17 protein-coding genes and 4 tRNA genes are annotated in these 21171 nt (G+C 54.6%); 17 read left to right on the top strand and 4 right to left on the bottom strand.

Annotated elements, in window-relative coordinates:
* Window positions 1–27: 27 nt before the first annotated feature.
* Together gppA and rhlB are read right to left on the bottom strand one after the other, a co-directional pair.
* Entirely contained in the window at window positions 28–1512 is a 1485-nt protein-coding gene (gene gppA, locus ACMVME_RS22170; protein ID WP_020882895.1) for a guanosine-5'-triphosphate,3'-diphosphate diphosphatase, read from the bottom strand.
* Window positions 1513–1518: 6 nt separating this feature from the next.
* Window positions 1519–2784, bottom strand: coding sequence for an ATP-dependent RNA helicase RhlB (gene rhlB, locus ACMVME_RS22165; protein ID WP_014172158.1), 1266 nt, complete (start codon window positions 2782–2784; stop codon window positions 1519–1521).
* 144 nt (window positions 2785–2928) lie between these two features.
* Between rhlB and trxA the strand changes: the two genes are divergently transcribed.
* From trxA to ACMVME_RS22080, 17 genes are all read left to right on the top strand, one after another.
* Window positions 2929–3258, top strand: a complete 330-nt coding sequence (gene trxA, locus ACMVME_RS22160; protein ID WP_004386384.1) for a thioredoxin TrxA — start codon at window positions 2929–2931, stop codon at window positions 3256–3258.
* Window positions 3259–3599: 341 nt separating this feature from the next.
* Window positions 3600–4859 carry a transcription termination factor Rho gene (gene rho / locus ACMVME_RS22155; protein WP_008501566.1) on the top strand — a complete coding sequence of 420 codons (1260 nt, stop codon included), beginning with the start codon at window positions 3600–3602 and terminating at the stop codon, window positions 4857–4859.
* Window positions 4860–5101: 242 nt separating this feature from the next.
* Entirely contained in the window at window positions 5102–6205 is a 1104-nt protein-coding gene (gene wecA, locus ACMVME_RS22150; protein WP_014172155.1) for a UDP-N-acetylglucosamine--undecaprenyl-phosphate N-acetylglucosaminephosphotransferase, read from the top strand.
* A gap of 13 nt (window positions 6206–6218) precedes the next feature.
* Window positions 6219–7265: an ECA polysaccharide chain length modulation protein gene (wzzE, locus tag ACMVME_RS22145; protein WP_020882894.1), complete on the top strand. Its 1047-nt coding sequence runs from the start codon at window positions 6219–6221 to the stop codon at window positions 7263–7265.
* Window positions 7266–7321: 56 nt separating this feature from the next.
* Complete coding sequence (gene wecB / locus ACMVME_RS22140) at window positions 7322–8452, top strand: non-hydrolyzing UDP-N-acetylglucosamine 2-epimerase (RefSeq protein WP_014172153.1); 1131 nt, start codon at window positions 7322–7324, stop codon at window positions 8450–8452.
* Window positions 8449–9711 (top strand): UDP-N-acetyl-D-mannosamine dehydrogenase, encoded by a 1263-nt coding sequence (wecC, locus tag ACMVME_RS22135; protein ID WP_014172152.1) that lies wholly within the window; start codon window positions 8449–8451, stop codon window positions 9709–9711. The genes wecB and wecC overlap by 4 nt, the downstream gene beginning before the upstream one ends.
* Entirely contained in the window at window positions 9708–10385 is a 678-nt protein-coding gene (gene rffC / locus ACMVME_RS22130) for a dTDP-4-amino-4,6-dideoxy-D-galactose acyltransferase (RefSeq protein WP_014172151.1), read from the top strand. Before wecC ends, rffC begins: the two co-directional genes overlap by 4 nt.
* Window positions 10386–10389: 4 nt before the next feature.
* The gene (gene rffA / locus ACMVME_RS22125) at window positions 10390–11520 is read left to right on the top strand and encodes a dTDP-4-amino-4,6-dideoxygalactose transaminase (protein ID WP_020882890.1); all 1131 of its coding nucleotides are present in this window, start codon (window positions 10390–10392) and stop codon (window positions 11518–11520) included.
* Window position 11521: 1 nt separating this feature from the next.
* Window positions 11522–12772: a lipid III flippase WzxE gene (gene wzxE / locus ACMVME_RS22120; RefSeq protein ID WP_014172149.1), complete on the top strand. Its 1251-nt coding sequence runs from the start codon at window positions 11522–11524 to the stop codon at window positions 12770–12772.
* Window positions 12769–13848, top strand: coding sequence for a TDP-N-acetylfucosamine:lipid II N-acetylfucosaminyltransferase (locus ACMVME_RS22115; RefSeq protein ID WP_014172148.1), 1080 nt, complete (start codon window positions 12769–12771; stop codon window positions 13846–13848). Before wzxE ends, ACMVME_RS22115 begins: the two co-directional genes overlap by 4 nt.
* On the top strand, window positions 13845–15197 hold the full coding sequence (gene wzyE, locus ACMVME_RS22110; protein WP_020882888.1) for an ECA oligosaccharide polymerase: 1353 nt from the start codon (window positions 13845–13847) through the stop codon (window positions 15195–15197). The genes ACMVME_RS22115 and wzyE overlap by 4 nt, the downstream gene beginning before the upstream one ends.
* Window positions 15198–15209: 12 nt before the next feature.
* Window positions 15210–15950 (top strand): lipopolysaccharide N-acetylmannosaminouronosyltransferase, encoded by a 741-nt coding sequence (gene wecG / locus ACMVME_RS22105; protein WP_014172146.1) that lies wholly within the window; start codon window positions 15210–15212, stop codon window positions 15948–15950.
* 196 nt (window positions 15951–16146) lie between these two features.
* Window positions 16147–17532: a bifunctional threonine/serine APC transporter ThrP gene (gene thrP / locus ACMVME_RS22100; protein WP_414743500.1), complete on the top strand. Its 1386-nt coding sequence runs from the start codon at window positions 16147–16149 to the stop codon at window positions 17530–17532.
* 102 nt (window positions 17533–17634) lie between these two features.
* Window positions 17635–17711, top strand: a tRNA-Arg gene (locus tag ACMVME_RS22095).
* 67 nt (window positions 17712–17778) lie between these two features.
* Window positions 17779–17854: transfer RNA gene (locus tag ACMVME_RS22090), tRNA-His, on the top strand.
* A 21-nt stretch (window positions 17855–17875) separates the two neighbouring features.
* A tRNA-Leu gene (locus ACMVME_RS22085) sits at window positions 17876–17962 on the top strand.
* 44 nt (window positions 17963–18006) lie between these two features.
* Window positions 18007–18083: transfer RNA gene (locus tag ACMVME_RS22080), tRNA-Pro, on the top strand.
* Window positions 18084–18590: 507 nt separating this feature from the next.
* Here ACMVME_RS22080 and ACMVME_RS22075 read toward each other — a convergent pair.
* Together ACMVME_RS22075 and hemY are read right to left on the bottom strand one after the other, a co-directional pair.
* A complete protein-coding gene (locus tag ACMVME_RS22075) occupies window positions 18591–19802 on the bottom strand; it encodes an MFS transporter (RefSeq protein WP_414743499.1) in 1212 nt (403 codons plus the stop codon).
* A gap of 169 nt (window positions 19803–19971) precedes the next feature.
* A complete protein-coding gene (gene hemY, locus ACMVME_RS22070; protein WP_032680089.1) occupies window positions 19972–21171 on the bottom strand; it encodes a protoheme IX biogenesis protein HemY in 1200 nt (399 codons plus the stop codon).

The raw sequence follows: 21171 nt of genomic DNA, 5'->3' as shown, positions 1-21171 counted from the left end.
GTAGCGTTACCGGGCATGTCCGCCCTGTTATTTCACCTCAAGCACCCAGTGTACGTAGCTCTGCCACTGACACTCCTGCTCGACCATCTCCGCCCCAAGCGGATGATTATCCAGCCAGTTTTCCGGCAACGTCAGCGAAAGTTTCTCGTCATCCGCCACCAGATTGAGTGCCGGCAGCAAATCATCGCGGCGGCGGCTGGCAAACAGAATAGCCAGACGCAGCAGGCGGCACATATGCTCGGCCACGCGCGGCGGTACGGCGTTTTGCTGATGCAAAGAGGAGAGGTCAACGGTATTGGTCTGGTTCAGCAGCAGCGTTGCCAGCAACTTTTTCTGCGCAGGGGTATAGCCGGGTAAATCGAGGTTACGCACCAGATAAGCGGCATGAGCCGGGGCCTGTTTAAAATCAATGCTCAGCCCGATTTCATGCAGTGCACAGGCACTTAGCAGCAGATCGCGACTCAAAGGGTCCAGATCCCAGGCGTTAGCCACATGATCGGCGAAGCGTGACGCCAGCTGTGCCACGCGGCCTGCCTGATCGATATCAACCAGGAAACGACGCTGCACGTTTCGCAGGGTACGGCTGCGAATGTCCTGATCGACCGACAGGTGCAACATCCCGTAGACCAGACCTTCACGCAGCGCGCCGCCCGCCAGCGTCATACATTTGATGTTCAGCTCGGTGAAAATGGCGATCAGGATCGCGAGCCCGCTCGGGAATACCAGCGCGCGTTCAAGCGTCAGGCCTTCAATTTCCAGCTCTTCCAGACGCCCGCACTGAATGGCCCGCTGTTTAAGCTGCTGAAGCTTGGCAAGCGTGATCCGCTCATCCATGCCCTGCGCCATCATAATTTCCTGCAATGCCTGCACGGTACCGGAGGCCCCCACGCAGACTTTCCAGCCGTGGTAGCGCAGTTCGTCCATCACCGGGCGTAACACCTCGCGTGCGGCAGTTTCCGCCTCGTCGAAGTTCTCCTGACCCAGATTGCGGTCAGTAAAGTAGCGCTCAAGCCAGGTTACGCAACCCATCGACAGGCTGAATAGCGACGTTGCCTGCGCACCGGTGCCGGTCACGAGTTCGGTACTGGCGCCCCCGATATCCACAACCAGACGACGATCGTCGCCTCCCGTGGTGTGCGCAACGCCCTGATAAATCAGGCGCGCTTCTTCTTCACCGCTGATAACCTGCACCGGACAACCGAGAATTTCCTGCGCTTTGGCAATAAAATCCACGGCGTTAACCGCCAGGCGGAGTGTTGCTGTGGCGACGACGGTGATTTGGGAATGCGGGATATCCTGCAGACGCTCTGCAAAGAGTCGCAGGCACTGCCAGCCACGTTCCATGGCTTCAGGAGAGAGGTGATTATCGCTGCTCAGGCCCGCCGCGAGGCGGACCTTGCGCTTAATGCGCGTCAGCGTTTGTATGCTTCCCGCCACCTCGCGCACAACCAGCATATGAAAACTATTCGAACCGAGATCAATTGCCGCATAAAGCGAGGTGGAGCTGAGCATAATTTTTTAACCTGAGCGACGACGATTACGCGGCGCGCCAGATCGACGCGGGCCATTGCCGGAGCGGGCGCGGGTAAGGCGCTTAGCCGGCGGCAGTTCGCTTAATAGCGCATCCGGGTTGTACTTACTCACCGGAATAGAATGGCCGATGTATGTCTCAATCGCCGGCAGGTTCAGCGCATACTCTTCACACGCGAGGCTGATAGAGTGGCCGCTTGCACCCGCACGACCGGTACGACCGATACGGTGTACATAGTCTTCGCAGTCATCCGGCAGGTCATAGTTAAAGACGTGCGTAACGGCTGGAATGTGCAGGCCGCGCGCTGCGACGTCGGTGGCGACCAGAATATCGAGATCGCCACGGGTGAATTCTTCAAGAATACGCAGGCGTTTTTTCTGCGCAACATCGCCCGTCAGCAGGCCAACACGGTGACCGTCTGCAGCCAGATGGCCCCAGATATCTTCACAGCGGTGCTTGGTGTTCGCGAAGATAATGGCGCGGTCTGGCCACTCTTCTTCGATCAGCGTTTGCAGCAGACGCATTTTCTCTTCATTGGAAGGATAGAAGAGTTCTTCTTTGATGCGGTGGCCGGTTTTCTGCTCGGGTTCCACTTCCACATATTCGGCGTTGTTCATCTGCTCGAATGCCAGTTCGCGTACGCGATACGACAGGGTCGCAGAGAACAGCATGTTGAGGCGCTGATTCGCGGGTGGCATGCGGCGGAACAGCCAGCGGATATCTTTAATGAAGCCCAGATCGTACATACGGTCAGCTTCATCCAGCACCACAACCTGGATGGCACCAAGGTTAATGTGGTTCTGTTTTGCGTAGTCGATAAGACGGCCGGTGGTACCGATCAGGATATCCACACCGCTTTCCAGCACTTTCAGCTGCTTATCGTAACCATCGCCGCCATAAGCCAGGCCAATTTTCAGGCCCGTAGCCTGCATCAGGGGTTCAGCGTCTGCGTGGATCTGTACCGCCAGTTCTCGCGTCGGGGCCATAATTAGCGCGCGCGGCTGGTTAACTTTGCGGTCTGCAATCGCTGGATGAGAAAGTAAATAATGAAACGTTGACGTTAAAAACGCCATCGTTTTGCCAGTACCGGTTTGCGCCTGCCCTGCTACGTCACGTCCCGCCAGCGTCAGCGGCAGGGCGAGAGCCTGAATGGGCGTGCAGTTATGAAACCCTTTATTTTCAAGGGCTTCGATCACTTTTGGGTGCAGGGCGAAGTCGGAAAACTTCTGTTCTGTTAAATGTGTTTTGCTCATAGTGTGGTAGAATATCAGCTTACTATTGCTTTACGAAAGCGTATCCGGTGAAATAAAGTCAACCTTTAGTTGGTTAATGCGACATCAACACGTCGTTGATGAGGGCGAAACCAACGTACCAGGCTTATTCCTGTGGAGTTATATATGAGCGATAAAATTATTCACCTGACTGACGACAGTTTTGACACGGACGTACTTAAGGCTGACGGGCTGACACTCGTCGATTTCTGGGCTGAATGGTGTGGTCCTTGCAAAATGATCGCCCCGATTCTGGATGAGATCGCTGACGAATATCAGGGCAAACTGACCGTTGCCAAGCTGAACATCGACCAGAACCCGGGCACCGCACCAAAATACGGTATCCGTGGCATTCCGACCCTGCTGCTGTTCAAAAACGGCGAAGTGGCAGCGACCAAAGTGGGCGCACTGTCCAAAGGTCAACTGAAAGAGTTCCTCGACGCTAACCTGGCGTAAGGTTTCTTTGCTGCGCGTCCAGAGCGCCTAAATTATGTGGAACTCTGGACGCCCGGCTGAAGTCGTGCTAAGTTAGCTATGACTTCGTTTTAAACATATCTTGTTGTTTGAATCTTGTTTTACCCGATACTTCCCGTTGTTGACACAAACAGTGCGTGAAGTTGCTAAATTCCGGGCTTGTCACTCAATCCGTCTTGTCGTTTCAGTTCTGCGTTTTTTCCCTGTGACCAGACAGCGAACAGACATGAGTTGATGGCCGCTAAACAGGCATGGATGACCCTGCCATACCATTCACAACATTAAGTTCGAGTATCACCCCGAGTTTAAGAACCCACACCATTATGAATCTTACCGAATTAAAGAATACGCCGGTTTCTGAGCTGATCACTCTCGGCGAAAATATGGGGCTGGAAAACCAGGCTCGTATGCGCAAGCAGGACATCATTTTCGCCATCCTGAAGCAGCATGCTAAGAGTGGCGAAGATATCTTTGGCGACGGTGTGCTGGAGATATTGCAAGACGGATTTGGTTTCCTCCGCTCTGCAGACAGCTCCTACCTCGCCGGCCCTGACGACATCTACGTATCCCCTAGCCAAATCCGCCGTTTCAACCTCCGCACTGGTGACACCATTTCAGGTAAGATTCGTCCTCCAAAAGAGGGTGAACGCTACTTTGCGCTGTTGAAAGTGAATGAAGTTAACTTCGACAAACCGGAAAACTCCCGTAATAAGATCCTGTTTGAGAACTTAACGCCGCTGCACGCGAACTCTCGCCTGCGCATGGAGCGTGGTAACGGCTCAACTGAAGATTTAACCGCTCGCGTCCTGGATCTGGCATCGCCAATCGGTCGTGGCCAGCGTGGTCTGATCGTCGCACCGCCAAAAGCGGGTAAAACCATGCTGCTGCAGAATATCGCGCAGAGCATCGCTTATAACCACCCAGACTGCGTACTGATGGTACTGCTGATTGACGAACGTCCGGAAGAAGTGACCGAGATGCAGCGTCTGGTTAAAGGTGAAGTGGTTGCTTCTACCTTTGACGAACCCGCATCTCGCCACGTTCAGGTTGCGGAAATGGTTATCGAGAAGGCGAAACGCCTGGTTGAACACAAGAAAGACGTGATCATCCTACTCGACTCCATCACCCGTCTGGCGCGTGCCTACAACACCGTCGTTCCGGCTTCCGGTAAAGTGCTGACGGGGGGTGTGGACGCTAACGCCCTGCATCGTCCAAAACGCTTCTTCGGTGCGGCACGTAACGTGGAAGAGGGCGGCAGCCTGACCATCATCGCTACGGCGCTGATCGATACGGGTTCCAAAATGGACGAAGTTATTTACGAAGAGTTTAAAGGTACAGGTAACATGGAACTGCACCTCTCTCGTAAAATTGCTGAGAAACGCGTCTTCCCGGCTATCGACTACAACCGTTCCGGTACCCGTAAAGAAGAGCTGCTCACCACCCAGGAAGAGCTGCAGAAAATGTGGATCCTGCGCAAAATCATCCATCCAATGGGTGAAATCGACGCAATGGAGTTCCTCATTAACAAACTGGCGATGACCAAAACTAACGACGATTTCTTCGATATGATGAAACGCTCGTAACGCAAATAAAGCCAGCAAGCGCCACGTTTTTACGTGGCGTTTTTCTTTTATGGCTTATACGCTATTAATGCAGACTCCCATTTCAGACCAGTCAGTGCGACAATAAGACTGTTTGTGCAGTTAACGAAATAATTGATTGAAAAATATACAAAGGGAGTTGTAAGAAGCCTTCTTTATTACTTCTGAGGCAGGGGCTTCATGGTTATACTTCCGGGACTAACTTTTGTTGAGAGCAATCCATTGTGAATCTACTCACCGCCGTTACTGAGCTAATCAGTATTTTTTTATTCACAACCTGTTTTTTGTTCATCGCGCGTAAGGTGGCCAAAAGAATAGGGTTGGTGGATAAGCCTAATTTTCGTAAACGTCATCAGGGACTTATTCCTCTGGTTGGAGGGATTTCTGTTTACGCTGGTATCTGTTTCACGTTTGGTATTGCGGATTATTATATTCCACACGCCGCCCTCTACCTTGCCTGCGCCGGTGTCCTGGTGTTAGTCGGGGCGCTGGATGATCGGTTCGATATCGCGGTAAAAATTCGCGCCACCGTCCAGGCCGCCATTGGCGTGATCATGATGGTCGTTGGTGGGCTATACCTGAGAAGCCTCGGTTATGTGTTCGGACCCTGGGAGTTAGTACTGGGTCCCTTTGGTTTCTTCCTGACACTGTTTGCCGTCTGGGCGGCGATAAATGCGTTCAACATGGTGGATGGTATTGACGGCCTGCTCGGTGGATTGTCGTCGGTTTCGTTTGCCGCAATCGGCATCATTTTATGGTTCGATGGTCAGTACAGCCTGTCGATGTGGTGTTTTGCCATGATTGCCGCCATTCTGCCTTATATTCTCTTAAATCTCGGTGCGCTCGGTCGTCGCTATAAAGTGTTTATGGGGGATGCGGGCAGTACGCTGATCGGCTTTACCGTTATCTGGATTTTGCTGGAGACTACTCAGGGTAAAACCCACCCGATTAGCCCGGTAACAGCGCTGTGGATTATTGCCATTCCGCTAATGGATATGGTGGCGATTATGTATCGTCGTCTGCGTAAAGGAATGAGTCCTTTCTCTCCCGATCGCCAGCATATTCACCATCTCATCATGCGTGCCGGTTTTACTTCGCGTCAGGCGTTTGTGCTGATTACCCTGGCTGCCGCTATTCTGGCCGCAATTGGGGTGGCTGCGGAATATGCTCATTTCATCCCTGAATGGGTCATGTTGGTATTATTCTTGCTAGCGTTTTTCCTGTACGGCTACTGCATTAAGCGCGCATGGAAAGTGGCGCGGTTTATTAAACGTCTTAAACGCAGGATGCGTCGCAACAGTGGCAACAATACAACATTAACTAAGTAAAACCGGGACTATGATGACTCAACCGTTGGCGGGAGCGAAATCAGTGGTAACTGAGAATGAGCTGGATATTCGGGGTTTGTTTCGCGTGTTGTGGGCAGGCAAACTTTGGATTGCGGGGATCGCGCTGGGGTTTGCATTGTTAGCGCTGGCCTACACCTTCTTTGCAAAACAAGAGTGGAGCGCTACGGCAATCACTGATAAACCAACGGTTAATATGCTCGGGGGGTTCTATTCCCAGCAGCAGTTCCTGCGTAACCTGGATATCAAAGCCAATCTGGCCACCCCAGATCAGGCTTCCGTCATGGATGAGGCCTATAAAGAGTTTGTGATGCAGCTGGCTTCCTGGGATACGCGCCGTGATTTCTGGAGCCAGACGGATTATTACAAGCAACGGATGGTGGGCAACAGTAAAGCCGATGCCGCGCTGCTGGATGACATGATTAACAACATTCAGTTTATGCCGGGAGATGCGCTGCGTAACGTCAACGACAGCGTCAAGCTGATTGCCGAAACCGCGCCGGATGCCAATAACCTGTTGCGCCAGTACGTTGCCTTTGCCAGCCAGCGTGCGGCAAGCCACCTTAATGAAGAGCTGAAAGGTGCCTGGGCTGCCCGTACTATACAGATGAAAGCGCAGGTTAAACGTCAGGAAGAGGTGGCTAAAGCCATCTTCGCCCGCCGTGTACACAATATTGAGCAGGCGCTGAAAATTGCCGAACAGCACAATATTTCTCGCACTGAGACGGACGTGCCGGCAGATGAACTGCCTGATTCAGAAATGTTCCTTCTCGGGCGCCCAATGCTGCAGGCTCGACTGGAAAACCTCCAGGCCGTTGGCCCTGATTTTGACCTCGACTACGATCAAAACCGCGCGATGCTGAACACCCTGAATGTCGGTCCAACAATGGACCCGCGTTTTCAGACCTATCGTTATTTGCGAACGCCTGAAGAACCTGTAAAACGCGATAGTCCGCGCCGCGCATTCCTGATGATCATGTGGGGGATTGTGGGTGCACTGACTGGCGCAGGCGTGGCGTTAACGCGTCGTCGCACTAACTAAGAACGCCGTCTACGATGAAGGCTGCGGCCTTCATCGTTTAATCGAAGAGAATCGATGTGAAAGTACTTACCGTATTTGGCACCAGGCCGGAGGCCATTAAGATGGCACCTCTGGTTCATGCGCTGGCCAGTGATCCTGATATTGAAGCGAAAGTGTGCGTCACTGCCCAACACCGTGAGATGCTCGATCAGGTCTTAACTCTCTTTTCTATCGTACCGGATTACGATCTCAATATTATGAAGCCGGGGCAGGGGTTAACGGAGATAACCTGCCGTATTCTGCAAGAGCTCAAGCCGATTCTGGAGTCCTTCAAACCTGACGTGGTTCTGGTGCATGGCGATACCACCACCACGGTGGCAACCAGCCTGGCTGCGTTTTACCAGCGAATTCCAGTCGGCCATGTTGAGGCGGGTCTGCGTACCGGCAACCTTTATTCGCCGTGGCCCGAAGAGGCCAACCGCACACTCACCGGCCATCTGGCGATGTACCATTTTGCGCCCACCGAAAATTCACGACAGAACCTGCTGCGTGAAAATATTGCCGACAACAAAATCTTTGTCACCGGGAATACGGTGATTGATGCCCTGATTTGGGTTCGTGACCGCGTGCTGTCAAACAACGATCTTCAGAAAGAACTCGCCGCACGCTACCCCTTCCTGAACAATGGCAAAAAAACCATTCTGGTCACCGGCCACCGTCGCGAGAGCTTTGGACGCGGCTTTGAGCAAATCTGTCATGCCCTGGCGGAAATCGCCGCGCAGAATCAGGATGTGCAGATTGTCTACCCGGTGCACCTTAATCCTAACGTCAGCGAGCCGGTCAACCGTATCCTTGGGCATATAGAAAACGTCCTGCTGATTGAACCGCAGGACTATTTGCCGTTTGTCTGGCTGATGAACCACGCCTGGCTGATCCTGACCGATTCCGGTGGTATTCAGGAAGAGGCGCCGTCTCTCGGCAAGCCTGTGCTGGTCATGCGTGAAACGACCGAACGCCCGGAAGCGGTGAAAGCGGGCACGGTACGTCTGGTCGGCACCAATGCACAGCTGATCGTCGAAGAGGTGACGCGCCTGCTGCACGACGACGAAGAGTATCAGGCGATGAGCCGGGCCCATAACCCGTATGGCGATGGGCAGGCTTGTGGCCGTATTTTGCATGCACTTAAACACAATCGGGTATCGCTATGAGTTTTACTACCATCTCTGTCATTGGTCTTGGCTACATTGGCTTGCCCACCGCGGCAGCGTTTGCCTCCCGTCAAAAACAGGTTGTGGGCGTGGATATCAACGCGCGTGCGGTGGAAACCATTAACCGTGGCGAAATTCATATCGTGGAGCCCGATCTCGACCGCGTGGTGAAAGAGGCGGTTGATGGCGGATTCCTGCGTGCCAGCACGACGCCGGTCGAGGCGGATGCATATCTGATTGCGGTGCCAACCCCCTTTAAAGGTGACCATGAGCCCGACATGGCTTATGTCGAAGCGGCGGCAAAATCGATTGCACCGGTCCTGAAAAAAGGGGCTCTGGTGATCCTGGAGTCCACTTCGCCCGTCGGCGCTACCGAACAGATGGCGCAGTGGCTGGCGCAAGCCCGACCTGACTTACGCTTCCCGCAGCAGGCGGGCGAGGAGGCTGATATCAATATTGCTTACTGCCCTGAGCGCGTGCTGCCAGGTCAGGTGATGGTAGAGCTGATTAAAAACGATCGCGTGATCGGCGGCATGACGCCAGTCTGTTCTGCACGCGCCAGCGCGCTTTACAAGATTTTCCTTGAAGGCGAGTGCGTGGTGACCAACTCCCGCACCGCTGAAATGTGCAAGCTCACGGAAAACAGTTTCCGGGACGTGAATATTGCCTTCGCGAATGAACTGTCGCTGATTTGCGCCGATCAGGGGATTAACGTCTGGGAGTTGATTAGCCTGGCGAATCGCCATCCGCGCGTGAATATCCTCCAGCCTGGCCCGGGCGTGGGCGGTCACTGTATCGCCGTCGACCCGTGGTTTATTGTGGCGCAAAACCCGGCGCAGGCCCGCCTGATCCGCACCGCGCGTGAAGTGAATGACAGCAAGCCACACTGGGTGCTCAGTCAGGTGAAAGCCACCGTAGCGGACTGTCTGGCTGAGAGCGGCAAACGCGCCAGTGAGCTGAAAATTGCCTGCTTTGGTCTGGCATTCAAACCGAATATTGACGACTTACGCGAAAGCCCGGCGATGGAGATTGCAGAGATGATCGCTGGCTGGCACACCGGCGAAACGCTGGTGGTTGAACCCAATATTCATGAACTGCCGGCAAAACTGGCGGGCCACTGTACGTTGACCGCGCTGGATGAGGCACTGGCGACGGCGAATGTGCTGGTGCTGCTGGTGGATCATAAAGAATTTAAAGCGACGTCCGGTGATGCCGTACGCCAACAGTACGTGGTTGATACGAAAGGTGTCTGGCGTTGAGCCACCTGAAGGGGGTTCTCGAGTCCCTTGAGTGGGAGAGTGCCTTTTTTGGTCTGCCATCAGCCATCGTGCGCCTGCGCGACGATGCGCCGGTTCTGACTGACGCCGACTTCACCGCCTGGCCGCGGGTACAGGCCAGGATCCCCGCAGACCGTGCCGACCTGCTCGATGCGCTCCAGCAACAAGGTTTTCAGCTGGTTGAAGGCGAGGTTGATCTGTCCCTTACGCTCGCCCGTCATGATTCGCCCGGTGCGGAAGTGGCAACGGAGCAGGATATCCCCGCGCTGCGTCAGATGGCGGCGCAGGCGTTTGCCCGGAGCCGTTTTCGCGCACCGTGGTATGCACCGGACGACAGTGGACGTTTCTACGCCCAGTGGGTAGAGAACGCGGTAAAAGGCACCTTTGACCATGTGTGCCTGGTGTTTCGCACTGCAGACGGCCAGATTGAGGGATTTGTCTCGCTTCGTAAGCTCAACGCGAACGAGGGGCGTATTGGTTTATTAGCCGGGCGCGGCATGGGCGAAAAACTCATGCAGGCGGCGCTTCACTGGGCGCAGCAGCAACAGCTTTTGACTCTGCGGGTGGCAACCCAGATGGGCAACACCGCCGCGCTTAAACGTTATATCGCGAGTGGTGCCAACATCGACGCCACCGCTTACTGGTTATACAGGTGACAAGATGATTCCATTTAACGCACCACCCGTCGTGGGCACTGAACTCGACTATATGCAGTCTGCTATGGGCAGCGGCAAACTCTGTGGTGACGGTGGTTTTACCCGTCGCTGCCAGCAGTGGATGGAGCAGCGGTTTCACAGCGCTAAAGTCCTGCTGACCCCGTCCTGTACCGCATCGCTGGAAATGGCGGCGTTGCTGCTGGATATCCAGCCGGGCGATGAAGTGATCATGCCGAGCTACACCTTCGTCTCTACAGCGAATGCCTTTGTCCTGCGTGGTGCGAAAATCGTCTTTGTGGATATTCGCCCGGATACCATGAACATCGATGAGACGCTGATTGAAGCGGCAATCACGGACAAAACGCGCGCGATTGTGCCGGTTCACTACGCGGGAGTGGCGTGTGAGATGGACACCATCATGGCGATCGCCAAAAAACATGACCTGTTCGTGGTTGAAGATGCCGCTCAAGGCGTGATGTCGACCTATAAAGGGCGAGCGCTGGGAACGATCGGCCATATCGGCTGCTTTAGTTTCCACGAAACCAAAAACTATACCGCCGGTGGCGAAGGTGGTGCGACGCTGATTAACGACCGTGCGCTGGTCGAGCGCGCGGAAGTGATCCGTGAAAAAGGCACCAACCGCAGCCAGTTCTTCCGGGGGCAGGTAGACAAATATACCTGGCGCGATATTGGCTCAAGCTATCTGATGGCCGATCTGCAGGCGGCATACCTGTGGGCGCAGCTGGAGGCAGCGGACCGCATTAATCTTCAGCGCCTGTCCCTGTGGCAAACTTATTACGACGCGCTGCAACCGCTGGCACAAGCCGGGCGAATTGAGCTGCCGACCCTTCCGGCTGATTGCGTCCATAATGCCCATATGTTCTACATCAAACTGCGCGATAACGACGATCGCAGCAAGTTGATTGCCTGGCTAAAAGAAGCCGAAATTCTGGCGGTGTTCCACTATATCCCGCTGCACTCCAGCCCGGCAGGAGAGGCATTTGGGGTCTTCGCGGGTGAAGATCGCTACACCACGAAAGAAAGTGAGCGTTTGCTTCGTTTGCCACTGTTCTACAACCTCGCGCCTGTTAACCAGCGTACGGTGATTAACACCCTTCTGAGTTATTTCGGCTGATATGTCTCTGGCAAAAGCATCGGTGTGGACCGCCGCGTCCACACTTGTCAAAATTGGCGCCGGGCTACTGGTCGTCAAGCTGCTGGCCGTCTCATTCGGCCCTTCAGGCGTTGGGCTGGCAGGCAATTTCCGTCAGCTTGTGACCGTCCTTGGGGTACTGGCCGGCGCAGGGATTTTCAACGGCGTCACGAAATACGTTGCGCAGTACCATGATGATGCGGCCCAGCTTCGCCGTGTTGTCGGTACATCCTCGGCGATGGTCACCGGCTTTTCGACCCTGATGGCGGTTATTTTCCTGCTGGCAGCGGCACCCATAAGCCAGGGGTTATTTGGTCACACCCATTATCAGGGGCTGGTTCGTCTGGTCGCGCTGGTTCAGCTGGGCATTGCCTGGGCTAATCTGCTGCTGGCGCTGATGAAAGGCTTTCGTGATGCGGCCGGGAACGCACTAGCGTTAATCCTCGGCAGCGTCATCGGCGTTATTGCCTACTATTTTTGTTATCGGCTGGGCGGCTATGAAGGCGCGTTGCTGGGGCTGGCGCTGGTACCGGCATTAGTGGTCGTTCCGGCGGCGTTCATGCTAATGCGTCGGGGCACCATTCCGTTGAGTTACCTGAAACCTCAATGGGATAAGGTGCTGGCAAGCCAGCTGGGAAAATTTACCCTGATGGCGCTCATCACCTCCGTCACGCTCCCCGTCGCCTACGTGATGATGCGAAACCTGCTGGCGGCGCATTACAGCTGGGACGAAGTTGGGATTTGGCAAGGGGTGAGCAGTATTTCCGATGCCTACCTCCAATTTATAACGGCTTCCTTTAGCGTCTATTTGCTGCCAACCTTATCGCGCCTGACCTCCAGGCAGGATATCACGCGCGAAATTTCCCGCTCACTGCGGTTTGTCCTTCCCGCCGTTGCGGCAGCCAGTTTAACCGTATGGCTATTGCGCGATGTCGCCATCTGGCTGCTCTTCTCCGCGAAGTTTACCGCCATGCGCGATCTGTTTGCCTGGCAACTGGTGGGCGATGTACTGAAAGTGGGGGCTTACGTTTTTGGTTATCTGGTGATTGCGAAAGCCTCGCTACGGTTGTATATCCTGGCGGAAATCAGCCAGTTTGCATTACTGACCGCATTCTCACACTGGTTGATCCCGGCACACGGTGCGCTGGGGGCGGCTCAGGCCTATATGGCAACCTATATCGTTTATTTCGCTGCCTGTTGCGGCGTATTTTTACTTTGGCGTAAACGCGCATGACTGCACTGATTCACATACTGGGATCGGATATCCCACACCATAACCAGACCGTGTTACGGTTCTTCAATGATGAACTGGCATCGGGGGATCCCGACGCTCGTGAGTTTATGGTTGCCGGTCAGGATAATGGCCTGAGCGTGGCGTGTCCGGCGCTGACTCTCTCTTTCTGGCCGGACAAGGCTGCGCTGGCGAAGGCGGTTGTTGCCAAAGCCAAAGCGGATCGTGAGCAACGTTTCTTTTTCCATGGGCAGTTTAATACCGGCCTGTGGCTGGCGCTCCTGAGCGGGGGGATCAAACCTTCGCAGTGCAGCTGGCATATCTGGGGAGCCGATCTTTACGAAGTCTCCAGCGGCTGGAAATTCCGTCTTTTCTACCCGTTGCGGCGCATGGCGCAGGGGCGTGTGGGATGCGTTTTCGCGACCCGTGGCGATCTCAATTATTTTGCTAAACGCCACCCTGACGTACGCGGTGAGCTACTCTATTTCCCGACCCGAATGAACCCGGCGCTGAACAACATGGCGAATGATACGCCGCGCGAGGGTAAACTGACGATTCTGGTGGGTAATTCAGGCGATCGCAGCAATGAACATCTTGCCGCGCTCAGGGCGGTACATCAGCAGTTTGGCGACACCGTCAATGTGATTGTGCCGATGGGGTATCCGGCCAACAACGATGCCTATATCAATGAGGTCCGCCAGCAGGCACTCGCGTTATTTAGCGCCGGGAATGTGCACATTCTCCACGATAAGCTGGAATTTGATGAGTATCTTGCGCTGCTGCGTCGGTGCGATCTGGGCTATTTCATCTTTGCGCGTCAGCAAGGAATTGGCACGCTGTGTCTGCTGATTCAGGCGGGTGTGCCCTGCGTACTCAATCGCGAAAACCCATTCTGGCAGGACATGGCGGAGCAGCATCTGCCGGTGCTGTTTACTTCCGATGTGCTTAACGAAGAGGTGGTCCGCGAAGCGCAGAGACAACTGGCGCTGGTGGACAAAAGTGCCATCGACTTCTTTAGCCCGAACTACCTCACGCCGTGGCACCGCGCGCTGCGTATCGCTGCAGGAGACAAAGCATGAGTCAGTTGCAATTCAGCGGCTTACTGATCGTTTGGCTTCTGAGCACTTTATTCATCGCCACGCTCACCTGGTTCGAGTTTCGCCGGGTGCGTTTTAACTTTAACGTCTTCTTCTCGTTACTGTTTCTTCTGACCTTCTTTTTCGGATTCCCGCTGACCAGCATTCTGGTCTTCCGGTTTGATGTGAGCGTTGCGCCGCCCGAGATCCTGCTCCAGGCGATCCTGGCAGCGACCTGCTTCTACGCCGTCTACTACGCCACCTATAAAACGCGCCTGCGTTCAGCGCAATCCACCGCGCCGCGCCGGGCGCTCTTCACCATGAACCGGGTGGAGACGCACCTGACGTGGGTGATGCTGATGACGATCGCGCTGGTAAGCGTGGGTATCTTCTTCATGCACAATGGTTTTCTGCTGTTCAAGCTCCAGTCCTACAGCCAGATTTTTTCTGCCGAAGTATCGGGCGTGGCGCTTAAGCGCTTCTTCTACTTCTTCATTCCGGCGATGCTGGTGATCTTTTTCCTGCGTCAGGACAGCAAAGCCTGGCTGTTTTTCCTGGTGAGTACCGTCGCCTTCGGTTTCCTGACCTACATGATTGTGGGAGGGACGCGTGCAAATATCATCATCGCTTTCGCAATCTTCCTGTTTATCGGCATCATCCGCGGGTGGATCTCTTTATGGATGCTGGTGGCTGCTGGGGTGTTTGGCATTGTTGGTATGTTCTGGCTTGCCCTGAAGCGCTACGGGCTCAACGTAGCCGGTGACGAGGCGTTTTACACATTCCTCTATCTCACGCGCGACACCTTCTCGCCGTGGGAAAACCTGGCGTTGTTGCTGCAAAACTACGACAAAATCGATTTCCAGGGCCTTGCGCCTATTGTGCGCGACTTTTATGTCTTTATCCCAACCTGGCTGTGGCCAGACCGTCCCGGCGTCGTACTCAACACGGCAAACTATTTTACCTGGGAAGTGCTGAACAACCACTCAGGCCTTGCGATCTCACCTACGTTGATTGGCTCGCTGGTGGTGATGGGGGGAAGCTGGTTTATCCTGCCGGGGGCGGTGGTGGTGGGGCTGATCATCAAGTGGTTTGACTGGCTCTACGTGCGCGGCAACGAAGAAACAAACCGCTATAAGGCGGCTATTTTGCACAGTTTCTGCTTTGGTGCCATTTTCAATATGATCGTTCTGGCGCGTGAAGGGCTGGATTCATTCGTGTCGCGCGTGGTTTTCTTCATGGTCGTTTTTGGCATCTGCCTGTTACTGGCCAAACTGTTGTACTGGCTGTTTGACAGTGCAGGGCTTGTGCATAAGCGCGAGCCGCAGGGCAGCACAACGCTGTCGCAAGTGTGAGTAGGGAAAGTCATGACGGATAAAACTTCTGCACCGCGCTATACGCTGCGCGGTCTGCAGCTTATTGGCTGGCGCGATATGCAACACGCGCTGGATTTTCTGTTCGCTGGTGGTCAGATGAAATCCGGTACGCTGGTCGCCATCAATGCGGAAAAGATGCTGGCGGTGGAAGACAACGCCGAAGTGAGAAGCCTGATAGAAGCGGCTGAATTTAAATATGCCGACGGTATCAGCGTGGTGCGTTCAATCCGCAAAAAGTATCCTGGCGCTAATGTATCTCGCGTGGCAGGGGCCGATCTCTGGGAGCAACTGATGGCACGCGCAGGGGCGGAAGGCACGCCGGTATTCCTGATTGGCGGTAAGCCGGAGGTGCTGGCGCAGACCGAAGCGAAGTTGCGCAGTCAATGGAATGTTAACATCGTGGGCAGCCAGGATGGCTACTTCAAACCAGAGGCCCGGCAGGCGCTGTTTAAACGCGTTCGCGACAGTGGAGCGAAAATCATCACCGTGGCGATGGGCTCCCCACGCCAGGAGATCCTGATGCGTGACTGCCGTCAGGTGTGTCCGGATGCCCTTTATATGGGCGTTGGCGGAACGTATGACGTTTTTACCGGCCACGTTAAGCGCGCGCCCAAAGTCTGGCAAAACCTGGGGCTGGAGTGGCTGTATCGCCTGCTATCTCAGCCGACGCGGATTACACGACAGATCCGTCTGCTTCGCTACCTTACCTGGCACTACACCGGGAAAATGTAATCAAAATGTAGCGCGATATGCTGTTCGCGCTGCAACTCCCCTGCAAAACTGCTGCAAATCTGTGCAATGCATTCATTTTTTTATGCATCGTTTGCCATTTGCTGCATTTTAAGAAACCATTCGCCCCGTATTTTAGTACCCCTAAAAAACAATACCCGGCCTGAAGTCGGGAAACAGCAAACACAATCGAGGATCTATGGCAGAGAAAAAACCGGAGCTACAGCGTGGGCTGGATGCTCGTCATATTGAACTGATAGCGCTGGGCGGCACTATCGGCGTGGGCCTGTTTATGGGCTCCGCAAGCACGCTCAAATGGGCAGGACCTTCGGTCTTGCTGGCTTATATCATTGCGGGATTGTTCGTTTTCTTCATCATGCGTTCGATGGGCGAAATGCTCTTCATGGAGCCCGTCACGGGTTCCTTCGCCGTTTACGCGCACCGATATATGAGCCCGTTCTTTGGCTACCTGACGGCATGGTCATACTGGTTTATGTGGATGGCGGTTGGCATCTCTGAAATCACGGCGATAGGGGTCTACGTGCAGTTCTGGTTCCCGGACATGGTCCAGTGGATACCGGCGCTGATTGCCGTGGGGCTGGTGGCACTGGCAAACCTTGCTGCGGTTCGTCTTTATGGTGAAATCGAATTCTGGTTTGCGATGATCAAAGTCACCACTATCATCGTGATGATTGTGGTCGGGCTGGGCGTTATCTTCTTCGGCTTTGGCAACGGCGGGCACGCCATTGGCTTTGGTAACCTGACCGAAAACGGCGGCTTCTTTGCGGGCGGCTGGAAGGGCTTCCTGACGGCACTGTGTATCGTTGTGGCCTCTTATCAGGGGGTCGAGCTTATCGGTATTACCGCGGGTGAAGCGAAAAACCCGCAGGTTACGCTGCGCAGCGCCGTAGGCAAGGTGCTGTGGCGTATCCTGATTTTCTATGTGGGGGCGATCTTCGTTATCGTAACCATCTTCCCGTGGAATGAAATTGGCACGACCGGTAGCCCGTTTGTCTTGACCTTCGCGAAGATTGGCATCACGGCGGCAGCAGGCATCATTAATTTTGTGGTTCTGACGGCGGCGTTGTCAGGCTGCAACAGCGGGATGTACAGCTGCGGACGTATGCTCTACGCGCTGTCCAGAAACAACCAGCTGCCAGCGGCAATGGCGAAAGTTTCGCGTGCGGGCGTACCGGTTGCGGGTGTGGCGGTGTCGATTGTGATCCTGCTGATTGGCTCCTGCCTGAACTACATCATCCCGAATCCGCAGCGCGTGTTCGTTTATGTCTACAGCGCCAGCGTGCTGCCAGGTATGGTGCCCTGGTTTGTTATCCTGATTAGCCAGCTGCGTTTCCGTCAGGCACATAAAAAGGCCATCGCCAGCCATCCGTTCCGTTCCATTCTGTTCCCGTACGCCAACTATTTGACGATGGCGTTCCTGGTTTGCGTATTAATCGGAATGTACTTTAATGAAGATACGCGCATGTCGCTGTTTGTCGGGATGATCTTCCTGGCGGCGGTGACCGCGGCGTATAAGCTTTTTGGTCTGGGCCGCCGCGCTACCTCGCAGAAAGTGGAGGAATAAGCGGCAAAATGTGCAAACCATAACCAAACGCGCATTTTTTTCAAAAAAGCACTAGACAGCGGGGTCGGAGGTACGTAATATCCAGCCCCGCAACGGCGCTAAGCGCCCGTAGCTCAGCTGGATAGAGCGCTGCCCTCCGGAGGCAGAGGTCTCAGGTTCGAATCCTGTCGGGCGCGCCATTTTAGTCCCGGCGCTAGAGCTGCGGTGGTCTGAGAAGTAGTCAGTACCGCGTGAAAGAATACAGTGGTGGCTATAGCTCAGTTGGTAGAGCCCTGGATTGTGATTCCAGTTGTCGTGGGTTCGAATCCCATTAGCCACCCCATTATTGAAAGAGTTGTGAATTGCGAAGGTGGCGGAATTGGTAGACGCGCTAGCTTCAGGTGTTAGTGTTCTTACGGACGTGGGGGTTCAAGTCCCCCCCCTCGCACCACGACTTTTTAATGAATTGAACTAAAAATTCAAAAAGCAGTACATCGGCGAGTAGCGCAGCTTGGTAGCGCAACTGGTTTGGGACCAGTGGGTCGGAGGTTCGAATCCTCTCTCGCCGACCAATTTTGAACCCCGCTTCGGCGGGGTTTTTTGTTTTCTGCGCCTTTCTTTCCTCTGTAGTGATTCCACGACAACAGCCGGCTTCCTTGTCGCGATTCAGCGACACATAACACATTGAAAGTAAAAGATATAATAATTTGGCGGCTTTCGTGTCTCCTCCAGACGACATTTCGTCGTGTTTATCAGCAGGTTGTAGGGTCTAAGATACCGCTCAACAACATAATTTCCTTTTATCTTAAAATGTTGCGCGATGTAAAAGTTCTGCGTGTCAAGTTGGCACGTTACGTGCAATAATATACGTGTAGATGCTCATTCCATCTCTTATGTTCGCCTTAGTGCCTCATAAACTCAGGAATGACGCAGAGCCATTTACGGTGCTTATCGTCCACTGACAGATGTCGCTTCGGCCTCATCAGACACCATGGGCATAACGTTGAGTGAAGCACCAAATATGTTGTCTTACAGACCTGTTTTAACGCCTGCTTTTATAGCAGGCGTTTTTTTATGCCTTATTCCCGGTAAACGTACATGATCAGGGCGACCAGAATCAGAGCGGCTGACGAAACGCTGTAAAGCGCCTGTATGGAGCCAAACCCTGCCGCCGCCATCGCGGCAATACCGGTGAAAAGCGAGGCACTGAGCGTTTGCCAGCGCCAGGCTTTACTGCTGGCCGAAGCCATGTGTGTGGTTTGAAAACTGCTGAGTACGGCAAACGTGCCGGCCGCAAAGAGAACATTTGAGGCCAGGTGTGCGACAAATATCATCCCCAGCGCGCATGCTATCCACCCTGACAACAGCGGGAGCATCCCATACGCAGTAAGGAAGATGCCGAGACACAGTAAAATCCGTGGCGTGCGTGCTGCAAAACGCGTCAGGCTGTCTCTTTTTAGCAGCAGGGGACCGCAAAGTTGTCCCATGCTTCTTGCAAAAAGCAGTGGCAAAGCAAGGCTGGCCGCATCCTGAGGATGGATCTGCTGTGCCATTGCCGGAAGAAGCGCCATGGCCGGTGAACCGACGGCGGCCAGCGCAGGCAAAATCAGCAAACTGCGTTTCTGCCGGATGGTCAACATCTGCCAGCGTAAAGCCGCAGGCGCTTTCTCTTCAGTGGGGACTGCCAGTGTGGGCGCTAAAAATACACGACCTGCCAGCCAGAGCATGAACAGCGATCCGAGAAAGCTGGTGGCATCAATGGCCAGCAAGGCGAGGATGGCGATCTTCTGGAAAAGTACCATCCCCAGCCCGGTGCCTAACAAAACCTGAGCGGCAAAAATCACATTCTCGAGGCAGGTTGCGGCAGGCAGTTCTGCTTCTCTGAGTCCGCGTTTAAAGAGCAGCGTCAGCGCAGGCCAGCTCATCCCGTTGAGCAGTGCTTCGGTGGACTGCACGGCCAGTAACGCAGGGATACTGTGATAGTGCACGCCGAGCAGGGGAAAGAGCAGGGCCAGTAAGCCAAGCCCCTCGGTGAGTATCAACAGGGGTATCGGAGAATAGCGTACACACAGCTTTTCACTGATGAGGCTGCCGATAAAGCCAGGTAGCGTGGCGAAAAGAAAGGCGAGGGTAAGCAGCGCGGGCGGGGCGGACCATGCTAACAGTAAGCCGAAGACCACCACCTGGGTTACGCCATTTCCCAGTGATGTAAAGATAAAGGCACAGGCCAGCAGGCGCAGCCAGCGGTGGCAGCGCAGCGCTTCAATAAGCGCGTACAAAAGGGAGTTCATGACGATTTCCTTTCAAAAACGATTCAGTCCACGCGGCACTCGTCGCGTGTATGGAAAAAAGTTAATGAAAAGACGTCGTTACATTGGCGGGTTCGTTTTAGATGATGTGGTAAAGAATGTAGCAGGCGAAGGGGAATAAAAAAAGGAGGCTGTCTGGCCTCCTTGTTATTTATTGCTGGCTGCCATTATTTTGCAGCGTTAATAACAGCCCATCGCGGCGCATGGCGGCAGCCTCTTCCGGCTTGTGCTGCTTGTCCAGCGAATCGGCAAGCCACGCGTAGTCAAACGCGTCCGGACGCTGTTTCAGCGCTGCACGGAAGGCGAGACTCGCTTCCTGCCATTCACCGTGCTTCATCAGCGACTGGCCCAGCGTACTCCACAGCAGTGGACGGTCGCCGACGGCTTTAATCTGCTGACGCAGCATTTTTTCAATTTGCTCAGGGTTATTGGTTTTCAGACGCGGGATCACCATAACCAGGCGATCGTCATACTGTCGCTTCAGTCCGTCGAGGAGGATCTCCTGCGCCGTGTCATGATCGTCACATTCAATCAGATGTTCTGCCATCGCAACCTGCAACGGAACCTGCTGACGCGTTTTCCGGCTCTGATTCTTCCACCATGTTTTCAGGCCATCGCTGCCGAGATCGGCACGCGCCTGATCCATCAGGCCAATCCATGCCAGACGCTGGAGTTCATCACGATGCTCATCATCACCGACGTCGGCTTTGGCCATCGACGGAATGATATCCAGCAGTGAACCCCAGGCACCGGTGCGAATATAGGCCTGCTCGGCAAGACGCAGCACTTCCGGGTGGCGTGGCGAGACTTCCAGCAGACGGTCGATACCGTGACGCGCGGCGTGGTTTTCGTTGCGGGCCAGCTGCAGGCGAACGCGGGTGATCTCAACGGGAATCGGGTCTTTCGGAGAAAGTTCTGACGCGCGTTCCAGATGCTGGTTGGCGCGGGCTTCGTCACCCCGCTGTTGCGCTGCCTCGGCGGCCAGCAGATAGTTCACCACCGGCTGTTCGGCATGGTCAGCATTTTTCGACATCAGCTTTTCAACCTGCTGATAGTCACCCTCGGCCAGCTTAAGCAGTGCCTGCTCAGTCTGCTTACGGGCGCGGCGGCGTTTACGGCCAACGAACCAGCCACGCGTATGCGCACCGGTACGAAAAATTCGGCGCAGGATCCACTCCACCGCAAGGAGCACCACCACACCGAGGATCAGGATGATCACCAGACCCGTTACGCTGGTTTCGATGTTGTAGTTATCGGTCTGGATCAGGACGTAACCCTGATGACCGGCAAGCATCGGCCCCAGCACGATCCCGGCGATCAGCAGGATGAAGAGTAAGAGTACTTTAAGCAT

Origin of the sequence: Enterobacter cloacae complex sp. 2024EL-00711, assembly GCF_047529885.1 — a bacterium.
Classification (GTDB): Bacteria; Pseudomonadota; Gammaproteobacteria; order Enterobacterales; family Enterobacteriaceae; genus Enterobacter; species Enterobacter ludwigii.
Note: the sequence above shows the minus strand (reverse complement) of the source record. Positions and strands in the feature narration are given on the sequence as shown.